14 protein-coding genes are annotated in these 21,029 nt (G+C 41.3%); 6 read left to right on the top strand and 8 right to left on the bottom strand.

Annotated elements, in window-relative coordinates:
- Positions 1-38 precede the first annotated feature (38 nt).
- The 4 genes from LPTSP_RS04540 to LPTSP_RS04525 are packed head-to-tail and all read right to left on the bottom strand — an operon-like array spanning position 39 to position 5,673.
- On the bottom strand, positions 39-1,994 hold the full coding sequence (locus LPTSP_RS04540) for an LTA synthase family protein (RefSeq protein ID WP_108927641.1): 1,956 nt from the start codon (positions 1,992-1,994) through the stop codon (positions 39-41).
- Between the two features lie 2 nt (positions 1,995-1,996).
- On the bottom strand, positions 1,997-4,138 hold the full coding sequence (gene feoB / locus LPTSP_RS04535; protein ID WP_108927640.1) for a ferrous iron transport protein B: 2,142 nt from the start codon (positions 4,136-4,138) through the stop codon (positions 1,997-1,999).
- 3 nt (positions 4,139-4,141) lie between these two features.
- Complete coding sequence (locus LPTSP_RS04530) at positions 4,142-4,375, bottom strand: FeoA family protein (protein ID WP_008592751.1); 234 nt, start codon at positions 4,373-4,375, stop codon at positions 4,142-4,144.
- Positions 4,372-5,673, bottom strand: coding sequence for an ABC1 kinase family protein (locus LPTSP_RS04525; protein WP_108927639.1), 1,302 nt, complete (start codon positions 5,671-5,673; stop codon positions 4,372-4,374). The genes LPTSP_RS04530 and LPTSP_RS04525 overlap by 4 nt, the downstream gene beginning before the upstream one ends.
- A 193-nt stretch (positions 5,674-5,866) precedes the next feature.
- On the opposite strand from LPTSP_RS04525, the gene LPTSP_RS04520 reads away from it, so the two are divergent.
- Complete coding sequence (locus LPTSP_RS04520; protein ID WP_108927638.1) at positions 5,867-7,870, top strand: phenylalanine--tRNA ligase subunit alpha; 2,004 nt, start codon at positions 5,867-5,869, stop codon at positions 7,868-7,870.
- 50 nt (positions 7,871-7,920) lie between these two features.
- Here the strand turns inward: LPTSP_RS04520 and LPTSP_RS04515 are convergent, their stop codons facing one another.
- Both LPTSP_RS04515 and LPTSP_RS04510 read right to left on the bottom strand, forming a co-directional pair.
- Positions 7,921-8,193: a hypothetical protein gene (locus LPTSP_RS04515; RefSeq protein ID WP_010515454.1), complete on the bottom strand. Its 273-nt coding sequence runs from the start codon at positions 8,191-8,193 to the stop codon at positions 7,921-7,923.
- An 85-nt stretch (positions 8,194-8,278) separates the two neighbouring features.
- Positions 8,279-10,825 (bottom strand): methyl-accepting chemotaxis protein, encoded by a 2,547-nt coding sequence (locus tag LPTSP_RS04510; RefSeq protein WP_108927637.1) that lies wholly within the window; start codon positions 10,823-10,825, stop codon positions 8,279-8,281.
- Positions 10,826-10,923: 98 nt separating this feature from the next.
- On the opposite strand from LPTSP_RS04510, the gene LPTSP_RS04505 reads away from it, so the two are divergent.
- Positions 10,924-11,883 carry a metallophosphoesterase gene (locus tag LPTSP_RS04505; protein WP_108927636.1) on the top strand — a complete coding sequence of 320 codons (960 nt, stop codon included), beginning with the start codon at positions 10,924-10,926 and terminating at the stop codon, positions 11,881-11,883.
- Position 11,884: 1 nt separating this feature from the next.
- Here LPTSP_RS04505 and LPTSP_RS04500 read toward each other — a convergent pair whose 3' ends face one another.
- Positions 11,885-13,003, bottom strand: coding sequence for a tetratricopeptide repeat protein (locus tag LPTSP_RS04500; RefSeq protein WP_108927635.1), 1,119 nt, complete (start codon positions 13,001-13,003; stop codon positions 11,885-11,887).
- A gap of 249 nt (positions 13,004-13,252) precedes the next feature.
- Here LPTSP_RS04500 and ilvB point away from each other — a divergent pair, with 249 nt between their 5' ends.
- From ilvB to LPTSP_RS04480, 4 genes are all read left to right on the top strand, one after another.
- Positions 13,253-14,962: a biosynthetic-type acetolactate synthase large subunit gene (ilvB, locus tag LPTSP_RS04495; RefSeq protein WP_174704424.1), complete on the top strand. Its 1,710-nt coding sequence runs from the start codon at positions 13,253-13,255 to the stop codon at positions 14,960-14,962.
- Positions 14,959-15,438, top strand: coding sequence for an acetolactate synthase small subunit (gene ilvN / locus LPTSP_RS04490; protein WP_108927633.1), 480 nt, complete (start codon positions 14,959-14,961; stop codon positions 15,436-15,438). Before ilvB ends, ilvN begins: the two co-directional genes overlap by 4 nt.
- A 221-nt stretch (positions 15,439-15,659) precedes the next feature.
- Entirely contained in the window at positions 15,660-17,735 is a 2,076-nt protein-coding gene (locus LPTSP_RS04485; RefSeq protein ID WP_108927632.1) for a methyl-accepting chemotaxis protein, read from the top strand.
- A 49-nt stretch (positions 17,736-17,784) separates the two neighbouring features.
- Complete coding sequence (locus LPTSP_RS04480; protein ID WP_108927631.1) at positions 17,785-19,860, top strand: methyl-accepting chemotaxis protein; 2,076 nt, start codon at positions 17,785-17,787, stop codon at positions 19,858-19,860.
- Here LPTSP_RS04480 and hemW read toward each other — a convergent pair.
- Positions 19,857-21,029 carry a radical SAM family heme chaperone HemW gene (gene hemW / locus LPTSP_RS04475; RefSeq protein ID WP_108927630.1) on the bottom strand — a complete coding sequence of 391 codons (1,173 nt, stop codon included), beginning with the start codon at positions 21,027-21,029 and terminating at the stop codon, positions 19,857-19,859. The genes LPTSP_RS04480 and hemW overlap by 4 nt on opposite strands.

The following is a 21,029-nucleotide window of genomic DNA, read 5'->3' as shown; positions in this document are numbered from 1 at the left end:
AAGATCGGAATACCTGGTCGGAAAGGGAAGAATTTCTCTTACTTCTCCGGGAAGATCCGATTCGTATTTAAAAGCTCATAGCTCAGATTTAGAAACGCCTTGGCCCTCTGCTCATATTGATCGCAGGTCTCCTTAATGGAGGCGCACTTGGACTTGTTTTCGCTCCAAGGCATAGGATAGGCTTCTCGGAGTTCACCTTCCGTGGACCTATAAAGAGCATATTCGTTCTCGATCCAGCCGATCACGCTGGAAAATGCAAAATAAGAACCGCCGGTTCTAGAATACGAAGAATTAGAAAGTAGGTCCCTACCGAAGGAAGAAAATTTTACCTTCTTGCCTACGAGCCCTAAGATAGTAGGGATCACATCCAACTGAGAAGAGACCTTGGGATCTAATCCAGGCTTTACATATTTAGGAGAATAGATTAGGAGAGGAATATTACGATCTTCGAATGGATTCAGGTCTCTATGATGAGTATGGTCCGCCACGAATATGAAGATGGTATTTTTGAAGTAGGGAGACTTTTTCGCCTTCTCCATAAATTTTCCGATGGATTCGTCCGAATAATGATATGTATTAAAATAGTCGCCATCCTTCATCGTTTCCGGATACATATTTTTGAATGTATCCGGTACTTGGTAGGGGTAATGTGTGGTTAATGTAAGGCTGACTGCTGCGAAAGGTTGTTTTGCTTTTGATATGGTATTATGTAATTCTTCTAATACGTCTCCGTCGTAAAATCCCCATGCTCCAGATTTATACTTTCCAGTTTTTTCGATTTCCTCTTTTCCGATGATATTGTCGAAGCCCCAATGAGGAAAAAGAAAACTCATATTATCGAATCCCACATCTCCGCCATGCACAAAGTAAGTAGAATATCCTAAAGGTCTTAACAAGGATCCAAGACCACCGAAATTTCCTAGAACCTGATGGGTTCTCACCACTGTGATCCCTGGACGATCCGGAATTCCTGTGAGAACGGACATGAGTCCGTTTACTGTCCTTCCGCCAGTTGCAAAAAATCTAGGAAAGTATCTACCCTCTTTTACGAGAGAATTAAAATTAGGAGTGAGTTCTCTTCCTCCTACAATTCCGTCTCCGTTTGGCTTCAGGAATTTTCCAGTCCAGCTTTCCAGAAGAATGAGCACTATATTCGGAGGAGTTTCTTTTCTTGTCTCTGAAGTTTCTCTTAACAGCGGATATTCAGGATCTATAAACTTTGCACCTGCATAATCTATTTCATTTTGTACGATCCGGATCGATTCTTCTTTGGACATTTGTAATTCGGGAAGAATGGATTTGGATTTTAGATCCATGATCGTGGTGAATACACCGTTTAAAGGGAGCTGGTTTAAAAATGGATTTTCCGAATGGATTGCTTCCGTGGACCTTAATGGTCTAGATTGGACCCCTCCTCGGAATAGAAGCAGTAATAAGATGATGGAGATAGGGATCTGAGCTAATTCTTTGGTTCTATTTTCCGGAGAATATTGATATCCATTGTATTTTATAAAAAGATAAATTAATGCAGGAAGTCCCGTAAATATTCCGATCAGTCCCAGAACCACTTTTAAAGTGTCATTCTTGATCCCGGCTTCTATTAGTATGATCAGGTCTTTTCCTAAAAATACAAAACCTTCATATCCTAGATGTTTGTCAGCTTCTCCGAAGTAGATCGTGTCTCCGATCAAATGTCCGGTCATCCATAAGAATAATGGAATCGGAAGAATCCCCCAAATATACCTGTAGTATTTCCAACGATTCGGATAATGAAAAGATGATAAGATCCAAGATAACCCGATCACAATGGAGATCACGCATAGGTCGAAACGTATCCCAATTAAAAATGAGTTAATTACTTCGCTAATTGAGGAGTTCCCCAGTTTAGAAAAGTAGATAAAGAGTAATACAAATCTAAAAATAGTTAAAAGGATCAAAAAACAAAAAGAGTAAAATAAAATTATCCTAAGGTTTGTTGGTAGCCTTTTTATCATTATTAATTCCAGCCTAAAGATTTAGAAAAATGGAAAACTAAAAAAGAGGAAGTATATGCAAGAATTGTCATGTATGTGAACATAAAGAACGGCCAAAAAAGAGAGTTTGTCTCTTTTTTTACTACTGCGAGAGTGGACATACATTGACATGCGAACGCAAAAAATACGAGTAAACTTAAAGCGCTCGCAATTGTCCAAACAGGTTTTCCAGTCTCTGGATCCTTGTCCTTTCGGAGAGCTGACCTTAGATTTTCATCTTCAGAATCTTCTCCTTGGACCCCGTATACAATGGATAATGTGGATACCATTACTTCTCTTGCTGCAAAGGATGTAATGATCCCGAGTCCCATCTTCCAGCCGAAACCGATCGGCGCTAAGACAGGCTCCATCATTTTCCCCATTCTTCCTGCATATGATTCAGAGATTTGCAGGGACTTTGCTTGTGTAGGGCTTAAGTTTTCTGTTTTGGAACCTTCTACCCTTGGATAATTTGCTAGGAACCATAGAATGATGGAAATGAATAGGATTACTTTTCCAGCGTTCCCTATAAATGCTCTGATCTTTTTATAAACGGTAAAAAATAAACTTTTGAGAGAAGGCAATTGGTATCTGGGAAGTTCCATCAAAAAGTAAGCAGGTTCCGATCTGAAAAAAGTCTTTTTGAATAAGAACGCAGCTCCCATCGAAGTGAACATTCCCAATAAGAAAAGACCGAATAACGCTAGGACTTTAGGGGAGAAGATCCCAAGAACAGGCTCCGCTGAGAAAACCGTTCCTATTACTAAAATATAAACCGGATATCTGGCAGAACATGTGATGAGCGGAGATACCAGGATTGTAGTGAGCCTATCCGCTTTGTTCTCTATCGTTCTCGTACCCATGATCGCAGGGACTGCGCATGCAGCACTGGAAAGTAATGGAATGAAGGATTTTCCGGAAAGGCCGAATCTTCCCATAAACCTGTCCATTAGGAAGGAGGCTCTTGCGATATAACCGCTTTCTTCCATGATCCCGATGAATAAGAATAATAAACTGATCTGAGGAACGAATACTAAAACTGCTCCGACTCCACCTATCATTCCTTCTTGGATCAGAGAACGTACCGGTCCTTCCGGTAAATAATTGCCCGTCCAATCCGCAAGATCGCTAATTCTTGCTTCTATCCAATCCATGGGCACTTCCGACCAGGTGAATAAGAATTGGAATACAAGGGCCATGATCCCTAAAAAGATCGTAAGGCCCCAGATCGGGTGGAGAAGTATTTTATCCGCAAATCCTAATATCCCTTTTTCGGCAATTTCGGAACCCGAAACTGCTTTGGATAAGAGTTTTTTGATCCAGATGGATCTTTGGACCAATTCTTCTCCATAAGAAAATTCTAATTTAGATTTTTGCCATTCGGAGCGGATGAAGTCCCTGGTTTTTTCGGGGAAAAATCCGACAGAAGGAAGTCCTGTTTGCAGACTTTCACCGCTGAATTCTTTAAAACTATTTTCTAATACGAATCGGACCGAGTCTGGATCGTCTACTGATAGTTTAGAAAGTACTGATTCTATGAGTGCAGTTCTTTTTTTATCCCAGGAAAAATCAGGCTCCGGGATCTTATAAGAAGAAGGATCGGTCAGAACTTTTTCTAAAACTTCTACACCTTCTCCCGATCTTGGATTTACGAAATAAAAAGAAACACCGAATGCCTTGGATAGAGCTTTCAGATCTAAATGAACTCCTTTTTTTTCCAAGGTATCGTTCATTGTGACCGCTACTATCATAGGGATCTTTAGAGAAGTAACCTGTAATAAAAATTGGAGTCCTCTTTCTATCGCAACAGCGTCCAATACGAAGATGAGTTTGTCTTCCGTTCCCTTGGAAAGAAGAATGCGGGTGGTTACCTGTTTGTCTTCCGATTCTCCGCCTAAACTATATGCACCAGGAAGATCTACTATATGAACGGTTCTATCTTCCGTATGGATAGTTCCTTCCGCTTTTTCTACGGTGACTCCGTGGTAGTTTCCTGTTTTTTGTCTAAGACCGGTAAGCCTATTAAATAATGTGGATTTGCCGCAGTTTGGATTCCCCGTAAGTAAAACCCGGAACTTCTCCGTTTTAGTTTCCAGAGTTTGTATTTCAGTATTTAATAATTTCATAAACTAGTTCAATTCCAGAAGATCCGCTTCTAATTTTCGAATGGCCAATCGAACAAGGCCTAATTTTACGATCATCTTGTCCTGGTCCTGGAATTTTCGGACCACGGTGATCTTTGTTCCCGGAAGAAAACCCATATCTAAAAGGTTACGGACCAGTCCCGTTTTTCCGGATTCGTTTTTAATTCCGGTAATTTTTCCGGATTCTCCCTCTTCCAATTCGAAAAGTTTGGATTTCATTTGATAAATTTTTCCCTGTCCCGGATCAGATCGAGTTCCGGTGCGAAAGATTTGATATATCTGTCAAAGTATAAGATTTGTTTAATAAGAAGTCCGAATTCTTTTGGGATCTTTAATCCGTTCCTGTCCGAAATGTCTCGGAACTCGAAAAGCATAGCATTCATTTTCTGCTCGTCAAATGCGTCCAATTCTCCCATTTGAATGTCCAAGACCATCTTACTCATTTGATCGAAGACAGTTTCCAAGTCCTTGGCTAATTTTTTTTCGTCTACGCCTTTAGCGGTCCCATCCATACGAACTAGGCCGCTTGCGATCCTATCCGTTCTATTTAAAGCAAGACCTTCTAAAAAGATCATTAGACCTTCCCAGACTTTTGAGGAAATCCTACCTACGATCCCGAAGTCTATAAAACCTACTGTTCCATCTCTTAGGATCATTAGATTTCCTGCATGTACATCCGCATGAAAAAATCCGGATCTGGAAAGTGTAGAAAACCAGATCTCCAATGCGTCTGAAAGCGTCTTAGAAGGGTCCTTACTGAATTTACGAAGAGAAACTTCGTCCGTAATAGGCGCTCCGTAGAATTTCTCCATAACCAAAACTTTTTTGGTGCTGAGATCTTTATAAATTTTAGGAACTCTTGCTCTGGTTTCTCCGGAGGCTAGAAGGTATCTTTCGAATTCTTCGCAGTTATTTGCTTCTTTTATAAAATCAATTTCTTCTAAAATGGAAGATTGGAACATTCCCACCATTTCTGAAAGTCCTGATTTGTTCAGGCCCGGCACGAATACTTCGAATAATTTTGAGGCTAAGAATAGAAGATTGAGATCTGCTCCTAACGCACCTTCTATATCCGGTCTTTGCACCTTAACTACCACATCCAAACCGTCCTTGGTCACTGCGGAATGTACTTGCGCGATGGAGGCTGACGCCATTGGAACCGGATCTATACTTTGGAATAAATTTTGGTAATCTCTACCCAGTTCTTTTTTTAATACTTTTTCGATCTCAGAGAAGGGAAGAGGTCGTACGGAATCCAAACATTTTTGCATCTCTGTTACGATTTCTTCTGGAAAGAGAGAAGGGGCCGAAGCGATGAATTGGCCTAATTTAATATACGTTGCTCCTAATTCTTCAAACGCTTCTCTCAGTCGGACTGGAATATTACGCGAACTGCTTCCTCCTGTAGCTAAATCCTTTAAAAGTAGGATGGTTTTGGTGGAAAAAACATAACTACTGGTCACTATGCGACTAGCACTGTTTACCCCTTGCAGAAGTTGGTCTAGAAATCCTGGCATTTCAGCTCCAGATTAAGATAACTTGAAAGGAACACAATCCAAATCAGGGAGAAAGATACTCTGTTCGGGATAAGGAACCTAAAGAAAGGTACTCGGGTCTATTTTTCATGCTCGGCCGAGAAAACCGTATTTTAGTTTACGGGAGCGGCGAGAATTGGAGTATGGCTCTCGAACGATAATTTCGGTCAGTGGTATGAGCGGCGAATCGGTTTTATTGCAAGAATTAGAAAAACTCGAACTGAACGACCTAAAGAAGACCGCCTCTCTCTGGAACATTCCCAAGCTCCCGTTCAAGGAAAAGAATAAGAACGTTAAGTTTCTTTATGACAGTTTTCTAGACGAGTTTTACCTCAAAGGGGTTCTTGAAAAACTCACTGTACTCCAAGTTAATATCTATACTTCTATCTTAAAAAATAAGAATGTTCTTACGTTGGGAGAGATTTCCCGAAAAGTAAACATTCCTCCTATCAACGTGGAGATGGAACTTAACCTTCTTCGCAAATACCAACTCGTATACCAAAGAAAAAACAGAGAAAGACTTACCAATAACCTGGATAAGTACCATGCCTTTGACGAGCTGGCAGATTTAGTTTCCTTAGATCAAAACCTGAAAGGAGACAAATATAAGGTCTCCGTCGAAAAACTTCTAGATCGTAAGAAGCTGACTGATATTTCCAACGAATGGAAAAAAGCAGTCAAGGCTCCTGCAAAGATAGATAGTATTCGCAAGTTTATCACTCACGCGACTTCCGACGAGGCGTATGAGGCAGCTATTGTATCCTTATCCGAACTGGAAAGAGATACCGTGGTCAGGATCTACCTGAGTGGCGGTGCGGCTGACGCGGACGATATCAGAAGTTTTATCGTAATGAGCCGAGGCAAGTACGAGACCATTATTCCTTCCTTGGTCGAAAAAGGGATGATTGCAGACGTTTGTTTCGTAGAAGAGAAGTTCGTCAGGATTTTTGCTCTTCCGGAAGAACTTCTTAAATATATCCAAAACAATCCGATCCTGCCTTCCGTTAAAAAAGGAACTCGCCAAAGACAGGAAAAGCTCGCGACTAACGAGTTGGACTTCTTTTTAAATACCAAAAAACTCCTTTCTTATATCAGCAGAAAAGGTTTGGTTCTGGCTAAATCCGGCAAGGTAAAACAGGCGGATCATAAAAGAACGGAACAAGAATTATTAAATCCGGATATCAGTATCTTCCCGGAAAAAAGCCAGATCTATCAGATGGAACTTATCCTTCCTATCCTGAAACTTTTGAACCTGGCGGACATCAAAGGCGAGAATATCATTCTGAGAGGGGACCTGGACGGTTTTTTAAGCAAGGATATATTCGAGATCATGAAACTCGTCATCCATGAGGTGAACGAGGCCAGAATGAAACGGGTCAATCCTCCTGAAGTTTTCCAACCTACGGAAATGCCTTTTTACGATAAGATGATCTTGGACAAATGTGTGAATCTGATCATCAAGTCCAAACGTATCCATCTTTCCGTTATTTTCTCTAATATTATCAGGGAACATCTGATCTTCAGCCCTGGTTTCCGCACGAAAAATTTCCAGACGGATCTGGCGGATCTTCGTAAGGAGATCATGAGTGCGATCTTCTATCTGCATTTATTCGGACTATTAGAAGTAGAATACCCGAACCGTTTCCTAACTCTTTCTAAGTTGGGAGAATATTTCTTCCAAACGGGAGAGCTTGCAGGAGTTACAGAGAAGGGTGGAATTACGATCAACCCGGACTTCTCCGTAATCGCATTCCCGGAAAAAGTTTCTATCTACGGAATTCATCTATTAAAAGCGTTCACAGAACTCAAAGACTACGACAGGGTTTATACTTTCGTTCTGACCAAAGAAGCCTACCAATTGGGAATTCTACTGGGATATAAAACGAATGAGTTCGTAGACTTCTTAAAAGCTTCTAGCAAAGCGGAGCTGGCCCAAAACCTTCTATTCTTATTAGAAGACTGGGGCGGAAACCTGCCTGTGGTGGAAGTTGCAGAGGATTGTGTGCTTGTCCGAACCAAAGACCAGAACGTGATGGAACTTTTACTTGGTCAGATCAAAGGCAAGAAGATAGTTTTGGACGAAATTGGACCAACCGCAGTGCTTGTGGATAAAACTAGGGTCCAAGACGTGATCACCGTCGCCGAAAAACTGAACCTGATCATCAACTTAACTAGATAAGAAAACTAAAGCGGCTTAGCGCCTCTGTGTGAGAAAAACTCCGCGACTCTTCAGTCCGGGGTGACTTTGATTTTGGTTTTGAATTCCCATTTGCGAAATGGAGCCAAGGCCTGGAGCCTTTCTTCACTCACGAAAAAAAGACCTTCCCCGAATTTAACCAATCCACCCTTATAGTGGGCATATTTGGTTTTGTGATCGATCAGACCTATTTCTTTTACCTTATTCCAATCATCACAGGTTTTCAGGGTGGGCACTCTCCGGAGATACAATTCCTTGATTGAACCGTCCCGTACAGAGTCCCTTAAGATTTTTTCCCATTCCATATAAGCGCAAATTAGAATAAATTCTCTAAAATGCAACTAAGTTTCGGGATCTTCTTATTCTCCCGAAATTTCGGAGAGAGTAATCTCAAAAATGAAAGTACTCTGCTTGGTTTTTCAGATCCTCGGACAAATGGGCGAGTCCTACTGAACCGGAACTCAATTCTTCTGTAGAAGACGCGTTAGATTGGGTCAGGTCGTTGATGCTCGAAATTGTTTTAGAAATTTCTTCTACTGCCAGTTTTTGCTCCTGGATTGCGGTTTGGATGCCTTCTGACCTTTCCTTTACTTCCTGGCCTTTTTTATTCACGATCTGATTTCGGACCAGCTGTTCTCCCATCACGGAAGATACCTCGTTCATCCGAATATAGATCGTTTCTATTTTCTGGATAATCCCTCCGATCACACTTACTGTGTCCCGGATATTGCTGACACCGATCCCTATCTCTGTTTCGTTTGCTTGGATAATATTTTCTATCTCTTTCATGCTGTCGGAAGTTTTGTCCGCTAGTTTGGAAATTTCGTCCGCGACCACCGCGAATCCTTTTCCCGCTGCCCCGGCTCTTGCTGCTTCGATAGCTGCGTTCAACGCTAAGAGATGGATCTGTTCCGAAATGGTTGTGATGATCTCGATCACACCGGTGATCTGGTCAGAACTCTGGGAAATTTTCTTGATACTTTGATCAGTCAATTCCAAAGACTTTCCACCTCTTCTGGCCTCGTCAGTGATCTCTTTTACATGAGAAAGAGTGTTTTCCAGATTTTCGGAAGTGTTTTGGATAGAAGAAGAAAATTCTTCCATTTCGGAATCCAAAGAATTCAAAAGACTGACTTGCTCTTTGGTTCTGTAAGAAATTGCGTCCATTCCAGCGGAGATCTCCTCGATAGAAGCGGAAATTTCCTCGGAGGCCGCCGCCTGGCTTTGTGCATTATCGGAGATCGTCTTTAACGTGCCTGACATCTCTTCGGAAGAATTTGCCAGACTATGAGACGCATCAAAAATTTTATGAAGTACCGCTTTTACCTTACGATTGAACTCATTGATACTGATCGCCATCTCTCCGATTTCGTCCCTGGAAAGAACTGTGAGTTTATGGGTCAGGTCTCCTTCCGACATTTTTTCGATCAGGTTTTGGCTATCGCTTAATGGCTTTAGACTTTTGGATAGAATGAAGTAAATGATAAACCCAATAACAAATAGCCCGCTGAATGAGATGGCTAACATATAAAAGATCGTAGAGATCGCTTCTTTGGAAACTTCTTCATTTGCGATGGTTACAAAAGATCTAAATCCGTATTTTTTATTAGTATGAACTAACATGGATTTATAAGCGCCGTCCATCACATACTTGATAGGGACTCCATCTTGAGCGTTTACAAAGAATTTCGCAAAAGGAAGATCTTCCATCTTTTTTAATCTCATACTTTCGCTGACATGATTTAAGAAGGTCATCTTAGGGGTTAGTAGTCCGGGATAACCTGTTTTTCCGATCTTGATGGATTGGATGATATTATTTGTAAGGTCTCCTATCCGAACGGAAAATACCAGAAAAGCCTTGGAGCCGTCCGTTAATTCAAATTCTCTAATATATAGAATGACAGGAGAACCGTTTTGGGTGGAGTTAGAAGGCTCGCTGAAAAAGAACGTTTTTTCCTTATGTATATTTCTTATTTCGTCCGCTCCAGGAAGTTGGAATGCGGAAGTTAAAGGAACTATCGCGCTACTTGCTAAGGTGCCAGTCCCGACGGAATGAGAGAACCAGTCTCCTGCTTCTTTCCAGACTGCTATTCCTTCGAATCTTTGGCTGGTCCCTAAAAAATTACCTAAGAAATTCTCCGCTTCCTTCCATTTTTTTTGCGAGACCAAAAGTCCTAAGGTTTTGTTTCGAATGATTAGTTCGGCTTCTTCTTCCGTGTCCTCATAGATACCTTGGGTGAGAATGTCCAGGGTTTGGGCCACATTCAGCATTTGATTAGTATAAGCACTTTTTAGGGATTCGTAATTGAGTTTGTAAACTACTAGCGAGACTCCGATCGCCAAGACTAGAACGATAGAAAAGAAGATCAGCGCCAAGGATCTGGTCAGATTGAGTTTTACCAAGGATTCTAAAGATATAGAACCGAATAGATCTGTTCTGGTTAAATTGTCCTTTAGCCAATCCGTGATGAGATAAAAATAAACCGCACTCGCAAGTCCTCCGAATACTATTAGTCCTAAAAGGATAGAATAATCTGTTTTGCTGATCGGTAAAAAGATACCGAGTGAAACTACAAAGAGCCCACCTCCCAGCCAGATCCTCACCAGAATATCCGATGCGTGTAGAATCGGGAGGCGGAACACCGCTTTTTGAGCGCCCATGACCGTTTCTCGAGTTACTGCACCTTCTGCAAATTGTTTGGAATATTTTCGTAGCGGTTTTAATTTATAAAAAGAAGAAAGTGAACTGGTGATAAGTCCTAGGACGAAGATCACACCCATGACAAACCAAAGAGAATTGGCTCCCTTTAGATCTAAGTCCATGAAATGGACCAGAAATACGATCGCAAATGGAGTTCCGATTAGATAACCTAGACCCTCGGTTAAGAATAGGAACCTTGCGGAGAAGACGGAAATTTCTTTGTTTATGTTTTTCATGCGCGATCCTGGTTGATTTTTTTTTCGACCTAGTACGATCTGAAAAAGTTTGTTTAAAAAAGTCTTAGGGACGAAACCTAAAATTTAGGAAGGAAAAATTGATATTTGATTCTTCTGACAGGCGGATTGCTGTAGTAGGCGATATACATGGATTCTGGACCTGGGTCGATACCGAGTACTTTTCCAAAAGCAATTATGATTCTGTGATATTTACCGGAGATCTTGGAAATAATCTCCCGAGGAATGCGAACAAGATCGCTCAATCGATCTCTAAAATTCGGAAACCAAAGTATATTATTTTAGGAAATCATGATACTACTTCCATCCCTCAGTTGCTCATGGAAATTACCAATGCTTCGCCTAACATGGGTTACTTAAGTCATACTTTTCATCTGCTTCGATACAAAAAACTTCTAAAAGATCTGGGAGACACTCGAATTTGCGGGTATAATCTTTCCGATGACGGTAAAGGTATTTCACTTTTAGGGGCTAGACCTCTTTCTATGGGAGCCAGATTTAATTTTCAGATCTTTATTAAGTCTGTGTTCGGGATTTCTTCCTACGAAGAGTCGGAGAATAAACTTCTGGAGTTAGTCCAAGGTCTGGACTTTCAAAAACAGGATCTGATCATACTTGCCCATAATGGTCCCTTCGGTTTAGGAGCTAGGGCTCATGATATTTGGGGCTGCGATTTTAAAAGTGAAGAGGGGGACTTTGGAGATAAGGATTTAGGTAATTTTATCCGAAAACTTTCGAGCCAAGGCAAAACTCCCAAGGTAGTGATCGCAGGGCATATGCACCATTCTTCCAGAAAATTAAGAGTTGAGACCAGAATATGGAAAAAGAAAGAAGAAGGTATTCTGTATCTAAATCCTGCGCGAGTCCCTCGCATATTTTCAGACAAAGAAGGAAATATCTGGCACCATCATGTAGAGCTGACTAGAAAGAACGGAGTTTGGAATGCTGAGGCAAAATATTTAAAGAATGGAACGGAGGAAATTTTTCCCCTCCCTGAGTTTCTAGAGAGGGAGAAAAATAGGGTAGAAGTAAAAGACTGAATTATTCCGAGAAAGAATCCAGCTTTTGTTTTACTTCCTCGTTTAGAGGCTGCTTTTTGTGGAAGTCGTTTAATAACTTGAGGGCTTCGTCTCTTTTTCCTATATCGGAATAGAGTTCCGAAAGTTCTACCACTGGGCGAGGATCCATTGGGAACTTTTTATGGAGATCCACATAAATTTCCTCCGCCTTATCTCTTGCACCTTTCATCTTCAAAGAAGAAGCTTTACCAAGAAGCGCGAAATAATCCTCACCTTCGGAAAGAATTCTGTTAAAACATTCTAAAGCTTTGTCGAATTCTCCCATACCTCTTAAACTGTCAGCATATCTGTTGATGATAAGTTTATTATCCGGATCGAACTCCAGAATTCTTTCCCAGAACTCGTTCGCTTTGCGGAAATCCTTTTTACCACGATAAGATTCTGCCAAACCGTATAATGCGAAAAAGTTCCTTGGATCCAGGTCGGCAGCTCTGCGATAATAACGGATCGCCTCGTCAAAGTCTTTGATCTTACGATAACTGTTACCGATTTCGGTTAGGATCTTGATATTATCCGGTTGGATAACCAAGAGTTTTTCCCACCAGCTGATTGCGTCTTTATATCTTTGGCAGGCAAAGAATAAATGCCCCAAACCTACGATCACATACTGATCCTTAGGATTGATCTGCAATGCCTGCATATAATATACTTCTGATTCTTTGAAGTTTTTGAGTTTTCTATGAGCGTCCGCAACTCTACTTAGAATGGATGCGTCTGTGATAGTAATATGTCTGTATTCTTCCGCTACTTCGATGACTCGATTGAGTAGGTTCATCTCCCTGTAGCAGTTCATAAGCCCCATCAGAGAGAACTTATTGGATGAATCTTCTTTGATACATCTGTTATAAAAATCCAGGGCCTGTCTGAATTCCTTTCGTTTAAAATGAAGGTCTCCCATCCCAACTAAACCGTAAGTATTACTCGGTTCCTTAGCCAGAAGTTCCTTCAATTTAGATTCGGCTTTGTCCCATTGTCTGCTATCCAGAAAACGGTAGGCCTCTTTTGCTAAACTTTTGATCTGAGCAAAATGTGAATCTTCTTCTTCCTTTCCTGCTTGGGGTTTTTCAATAGGCTCGTTCATAGGACCGAAGTTCCTTTTTAAATTTAGAAGGAAGATCCGTAAGATTCTTCATTCAATTTTTTATTTAATATTACTTTGACGGATGAGTAAAGGTTTTCCTTGGTACTAAATCCGTAAAGAAAATTTGAAATTGGAAAAAAAGAGAGAAATCGCGGTTTGCAGCGCATAAAATAATGCGAAAGTTATAGTCCATTCTTCCTTCTTGACAGGGCCCTTACTTCGCATGGAATGGATTCTAACGAGGGAAAGATGCCGAAAACCGAAGCAAAAATCTCCGGTGCCCGCTTGATGGTCGAACTCCTGGAAGAATACGGAGTGGATATCGTCTTCGGATATCCTGGCGGAGCAATTCTGCCATTTTACGACGAATTATATAAAAGTACTAAAATCAAACATATCCTAGTCCGCCATGAACAAGGCGCTATCCATATGGCAGAAGGGTATGCTCGTTCTACAGGAAAGCTAGGGGTATGTATTGCCACTTCCGGTCCGGGGGCTACGAACCTTGTAACTGGACTTACTGACGCAAAACTAGACTCGGTTCCTATCCTTGCAATCACCGGACAGGTAGCAACCAACGCAATTGGAACAGATGCTTTCCAAGAGGCCGATATTTATGGGATCACTATCCCAATCACAAAGTACAATGCGCTGATCAAGTCCGCGGATGATATCGCTAGACATTTCCAAGAGGCAACCTTAGTCGCCTTAGGCGGAAGACCCGGTCCTGTTCTTTTGGATTTTCCAAAGGATGTACAGACGGAGCTCACTTCCGTTCGTAAAGTGGATAAACTTAAAATAGATCCTAGACATTACCAAAAGCCTCCGATTGGAGGAGATTTGGATTCTTTCGCAGCAGCATTGAATAAGGCAAAACGTCCTCTTCTTTATGTAGGAGGAGGAGCGATCAATGCGAATGCTTCCAAGGAGATCAAGGAGCTTGCGGAGAAGGGAAATATTCCTGTTACCACAACTCTTATGGGGATCGGAGCTTTTCCAGGCACTCACCAACTTGCTGTTGGAATGTTAGGAATGCACGGGACTGCTTACGCTAACAAAGCTGTATTAGAATGTGATTATATTCTAAACTTGGGAGCTAGGTTCGACGACCGAGTCGCCAAACCTGGCGAATTTGCCGAGGGCGCCGTTCGCGCTCATATTGACATAGACACTGCGGAATTTAATAAAAGGGTTTCTGTGGATCATCTTCTACATGGTGACCTGAAAGAAGTCCTAAAGGCGCTTATTCCGAAAGTGAATAAGGTAGATCGCTCCGATTGGGTCGGATTTTTAGATACATTAAAGAAGAATCATCCATTAGAGTTCGACGATTCCACCGACACTATCAAACCGCAAGGGTTCCTGCAGAAATTATACGAAAAGAGTAAAGGAAAAGCAATTGTTTCCACTGATGTGGGACAACACCAAATGTGGGCCGCTCAATATTATCTTTTTGAAGAAGCGAATCGTTGGCTGACTTCCGGAGGACTTGGTACAATGGGTTATGGCCTTCCGGCAGCTATCGGGGCTAAATTCGGAAATCCTAATAAAACAGTAATTTGTGTTTCCGGAGACGGTTCAATCCAGATGAATATCCAGGAATTGGCAACCATCGCAATGTATAAGAAAGGGGTCAAGGTCCTGATCTTTAACAATAACTTCTTAGGAATGGTCCGTCAATGGCAGGAACTATTCTATGAGGAAAGATTTTCCGAGTCTGAATGGAATTATAATCCTGATTTCGTAAAATTAGGAGAGGCTTATTCCATAAAAGGATTAAGGATTTCTAATAAATCGGAGATCGATAAGGCATTGGAATTTTTCTTAGAAGACGATGATGCAAGGATCTTAGAAGTTATGATCCCCGCGGAAGAAAAAGTATTCCCGATGATCCCTGCGGGCAAATCCCAAAAAGACATGATCGAATTTTCCGACACAGTTCGGGCCGGTAAAAAATGAAACATATACTGAAAATTTTGGTAAACAATCATCCGGGAGTGATGAGCCATGTGTCCGGTCTATTTACCAGAAGAAGTTATAATATAGATTCTATTGCGGTAGGTGTTACCCAGGATCCTGAAATTTCGAATATGGTGATCGTAGTCAAGGGAGACGATTCCGTAGTAGAACAGGTAAAACGCCAACTTCTAAAACTTCCGGATGTGATCGATGTAGAAGATCTTGCCTATCATGACTGTATCAGCAGGGAACTCGTACTTGTTGTGGTAAAAGTGGAGGATTCCAATCGTACCGAGGTCATTTCTATTTGTGAAGTGTTCCAAGCAAAGATCGCGGACCTGACCAAGACCACTATGACCATAGAGTTTTCCGGCAATACAAGGCAGGTGGAACATTTTATGGAAATGATGCAGAAGTTCGGGATCCAAGAAATCGCACGTACTGGCCAAATCGCCTTAAAATACAGATCTAACTGACCATTAAAGGTCGTCAATTTTAAGGCAAATTGATTGTTACAAAATTATTACAATTAGATTACAAATAAAATTGGCGTTGGAAATTAATTTCCTAATAAAAACAAACGTATTAACAAAATGAAGCGATCTCATATATAGATCGTTTTTCTTTTTTACAATTTCGTATCGGAAAGAGTTTTTTTTGTTCCATATTTAAGGTTTCCCTATTCTAATTCCCTCCTATGAGTATCAGGGCCAGAATTTCGTTATACTTATCCTTAGTTTTGTTTTTAGGTTTTGCAGTACTCACTGCAATCAATTCAGTGATCTCGTACCGTAGCTTGCATAAGGAAATAGAGTCCGGTTCTGCATTAAGCGCTGAAAGATATACTTTCGAAGTGAAAGATTATCTGGATTCCGCTATGGGAATGACCAGGGGTTTTAGGATGCTTCTTATCTTCTCCAATCCTAAAAGAGAAGAAGTGGTGAATACCATGTTGGAGATCCTACATCGAAATCCGAAATGGTTCGGAATGTGGGTCGTATATGAGCCGAACGAATTCGATGGCTTGGATGCTAAGTATAAAAATACGAAGGGGCATGATTCCACAGGAAGATTCGTGACCTATGTTCATTCCGTAAAATCGGTTACAGATGCAGTGATAGAGCCTTCTACCAATTATGAGGCAACCGATGGAACTGCAGATTTTTACCAGATCCCTAAAAAGACAATGGAACCTTTGGTAACGGATCCATATACATACAATGCTGGTGGAAAACAAGTACAGATGATCTCTATCTGTGTTCCAGTAAGCAATGCAGGCAAGTTTTGGGGTGTGCTTGGAATGGACATCACTACTGCCCAATTACAAGAGACCATGGGAAGTATAAGACCTTTTCGTGGTTTAGGATATTTGGCTCTTATCTCTCCGAAAGGAATTTATGCTGCGAATGGAGGGGATCCTAGTCTAGTCGGTAAAGTTATTCCTGATGCGGAAGAATTAAAATTAGTACAATCCAAATCGGAAGAGCATGAACGTTTTACTTATGAATCAGATGGAAATACTCATCATTTCTTTCCGTTCAAGATCGGAAAAGGACAGAAACAATGGGTGATGCAGATCAGTATTCCAAATTCTATTTTTGCGAAAGAACTAATTAGTGTACTTTTTCAGAATGCGATCTCTTCTTTACTTATTGTGAGTATGATAGTGATCGTTCTTCATTTTATATTCCAAAAATTGATCTCCGCAGGTCTACTGAAGGCGATTGGATTTTCGGAAGAAATTGCAAAAGGAAATTTACTCGCTTCTTCTGATTATAAACGTAACGACGAGATCGGTGCGTTATTGTCTGCGATGAACATGATGAGGGAACATCTGTTTGGAGTGGTAAAAGAGATCGGTGTATCCACAAATAAGTTAGCCGGAACAGCAGAGAAGATGGCTGTATCTTCCCGGAATTTCTCTGACGTGGCTCAGACACAAGCCTCTGCTGCAGAAGAATGTTCCGCAGCGGTCGAAGAATTAGCAGCTTCCGCTCAAAACGTCGGTAGGTCCATGCAAAAAGCTGTCTCCAGTATGAGAGAGATTGACGGAAACGTGATCTTATTAAAAGAACAGATAGCAAGTATCAATGCGGAAATGCAAAGTCTGGTAAGTTTAGCTGCTTCTTCCAAAGAAGAAGCTGTAACCGGAGAATCTGCGATGAGCACTTCTAATCGGGCCATGGGTGCGATCGGGGACAGTGCTTCTAGGATCAATGAGATACTATCTCTTATCACTGAAATTTCGGAAAAAACGAACCTTCTCGCATTAAACGCAGCGATAGAAGCGGCCAGGGCTGGAGAAGCAGGAAAAGGATTTGCAGTGGTCGCAGAAGAGATAGGCAAACTTGCCTCTCAAACTTCCAGCTCCGTGCAAGAGATTGGTGGACTGGTGAATTCTACCAACAATGCTGTTTTAGACGGAAATAATAAAATGGGTGAGGCGTCTCAGATCCTACAAAGGATCAAGGAGAGGGTGGACGAATTCGATAAATCCGCTAAGGCGGTTTTGAGTTCCGTGAAAACCCAAGAATCCAATACCAAAGAGATTGCTGAAAGTGCGAATTCTTTGATGACCTTTAGCCTTCAGATCGAGGAAGCAGTGACAGAGCAAAGGAGAGCAACGGAGGAGATCACTAAAACCATCGTAAATATCTCCGAAGGGACACAGGAGATTGCGACTGGTGCGGACGATCTCACTACATTCTCCGGTGATATGCATGGGCAATCCGAGCAATTGTCCAATTTGATCGGAAAATTCAAAGTCAGTTAGAAAGAAAAAGCGTTCCCATATTTCTTTCCATTTTAAGAATGGAGCCCTTATGAGTATTCGGCTCCGAATTTCTTTATATATTTCCATCGTTCTTTTTACCGCATTCTCATTGCTTGCGGCTTATAATTCCTATTCTTCTTACCAGAACCTGAGAGAGGAAGTGGAACAAAGTTCCGATGTTACCGCAGAAAGATGGACCTTCGAGATTATGGAGCAGCTGAATACTCTCATGGGTTTGATCCGTGGCCTTCGTTTTCCCTTGATCTATGCTTCTCCTCCAAGGGATCAAGTAATCCAAACGCTTCGTGAGATCATGAAACGTAACGAAGACTATTTCGGGATGTGGCTTTGTTATGAACCGAATGCGTATGACGGAAAGGACGCAATATATCAGAATAAACCCGGTCATGACGGCTCAGGCCGTTTTATTCCATACTTAAACCGAGCTCGTGCGACGGACATTATTGATCTAGAACCTTTACGAGATTATAATAATACGGACGGCACCGGAGATTTTTATCAGGTTACTAAGAAGACGGATAAGCCTACGGTAGTGGGACCTTATTATTACACCGTGAGCGGTAAGAATATACTGATGATCTCTCTTGTGGTCCCAATCAGTGTGAACGGCCAATTTTTCGGTGCTGCCGGTATGGATATCGATCTGAAAAATTTACAAGAGAAGATCGGGAATAAAAAACCTTTCCGGAATAAGGGGCATATCGCTCTTATTTCTCCTGCAGGTTTGTATGCGATCAATGGAGAAAATCCTGAGTTTCTTGGCAAAAAGATCCCGGATGAAAACGAACTAAAACAATATCTGGAAAATGTAGAAAAGGGAAAAAGATTCGTATACGAATCTGGCGGGAACACCGCTTATTATTTTCCATTTCATATAGGAAAGGATCCCAAATTTTGGACACTAATGGTGAGTATTCCAAATTCAGTATATTATGAAAGTATTGGAGATATTATTTTAAAAGCCGCTCTTTCCTCTTTGCTGATCTTGATTGTTGTACTACTTTCTTTAAATTTAATATTCGATCGATTGGTGAGTTCCGGTCTTTTGAAAGCGATCGGTTTTTCGGATGAGATCGCTAAGGGAAATCTGACGGTAAAGAATGATTATCCAGTAAAGGACGAGATAGGTACATTATTTCTATCCATGGACCAGATGAGAGAGAATCTTCTGAACGTGGTCAAGGAGATGAGATCTTCTTCCGAAAAATTGGGTTCCAAATCGGAAGAGATGGCGGTTTCTTCCAGAAACTTTGCAGATATCGCGCAGACACAAGCTTCAGCCGCAGAAGAATCTTCCGCTGCTGTAGAAGAACTCGCTGCCTCGGCTCAAAATGTGGGCAAGTCCATGGAAAAAGCGGTAGAGAATACCAAAGAGATAGACGGCAACTCCATGCGCTTGAAAGAACAGATCGTAAGTATCAACCAGGAGATGCAGGGTCTTGTTAATCTAGCTGTTGAATCCAAAAGACAGGCAGTGACCGGTGAGAATGCAATGTTTGCCTCCACGAATGCGATGGGCGAGATCGGAGAAAGTGCCTCTAGAATTACGGAAATCTTATCTATTATCACTGAGATTTCAGAAAAAACGAATCTTCTCGCATTAAACGCAGCAATAGAAGCGGCCAGAGCAGGAGAAGCTGGAAAAGGATTCGCAGTAGTCGCAGAAGAGATAGGCAAACTTGCTTCCCAAACTTCCAGCTCTGTGCAGGAGATCGGAGAACTTGTAGAGTCCACAAACGATGCTGTGATGAACGGTAACTCTAAGGTAGAAGAAGCTTCTCAAATATTAAAAAAATTGAAACAAAGTGTGAATGAGTTCGAAATTTCTGCGAACAAGGTTTTAGTTTCTGTGAAAGACCAAGAAGCGAATACTGCCCGGATCCAAACTAGTTCCAATACTTTAACTTCTTTCAGTATGCAGATAGAAGAAGCGGTTATCGAACAGAAAAACGCTACGAACGAGATCACTAAAACGATTATCAGCATTTCGGAAGGGACCCAGGAGATCGCAGGTGGTGCGGACGATCTTACCACATTCTCCGGTGAGACCCAAATGTTAGCGGAACAACTTTCCAGATTGATAGAAAAGTTTAAAGTGGATTAATCTTCCTGATCTGCCAGATCTAAAATTTCGGAATCCAAAAATAGGACTGATTTGGGATTCCATTGGAAAATGGTCCCGTCCAAACTGCATTTTCCTTCTAAGGTTTTTTGTCTCAGTTTGGAAAGGATCCTCTCTTTTTTGTCTGGAAAATAATCCAAAAAATCTTTTAGATCTATGGGGAGAAATATTCTAAAAAGAGAAATTAGGATCTCTTCAAACGGATCAGAAGTTTCGTAAGAGCTTGGATTTTTTCCGGTTCCATTGATATAAGCGGAAGTGTTTCTCGGATTGGAATACCTACCTCCAGGTAGAAAACCATGTGCGCCTGGACCAATCCCTATATAATTTTCGTAGGTCCAATATTTCATATTATGCCTAGAAAAAAGTCCAGGCTTGGAGTAATTGGAAACCTCATACTGCTCAAATCCCTTAGATCTTAAATAATCAGGAAGGTCTTGGAGGATCCTTTCTTGCACTTCCTCAGAAGGCGGTAGAACAGTTCCAGCGGAAACTTTTCTACTATATTCAGTTCCTTTTTCCACAGTGAGGGCATAGATGCTGATATGAGAAACTCCGGAAGCCAAAACAGAATTTGCATCCTCGTAAAATTCTTTTTCAGTTTGCCCGGGAACTCCGAACATTAGATCCGCACCGTAATTCTCTATTTTAGAAGTTTGTAATGCTTCTAGTGTCCTGGAATAGGTTTCCGGATCGAAATATCTGTCCAAAAACTTCAGATTTTTAGGAAGAAAGGATTGTATCCCTACATGGACTCTGTTGATCCCAGCATCATATAATCCTTGCAGATATTCTGGAGTCACATCTTCCGGATTACATTCTAATGTGATCTCCGAATCCGGAGAAAGATTTAGATTGTTCTTTAAGAATTTTATAAAATCTGCATATCGTGTGTACGATGCTTTGGAAGGAGTTCCCCCGCCGAAAAATAAACTGTCAAATACAAGGTCCTGGTAGTTCGGAAAATTTTTAAGTCTGAGGAGAACTTCTTCCTTATATTTGGAGAATAGATTTTCTTCGAGGGGAGAAGGTTCTAATCCTATCCCTTCCGAATAAAAATCACAGTAGCTGCATTTGTGAACGCAGAATGGATAATGTACATAGATCCCCGGTCTGTTTGTTTTTTGAACGACCGGGGACCTTGTTTCCAA

The organism is Leptospira johnsonii (genome assembly GCF_003112675.1).
Classification (GTDB): Bacteria; Spirochaetota; Leptospiria; order Leptospirales; family Leptospiraceae; genus Leptospira_B; species Leptospira_B johnsonii.
Note: the sequence above shows the minus strand (reverse complement) of the source record. Positions and strands in the feature narration are given on the sequence as shown.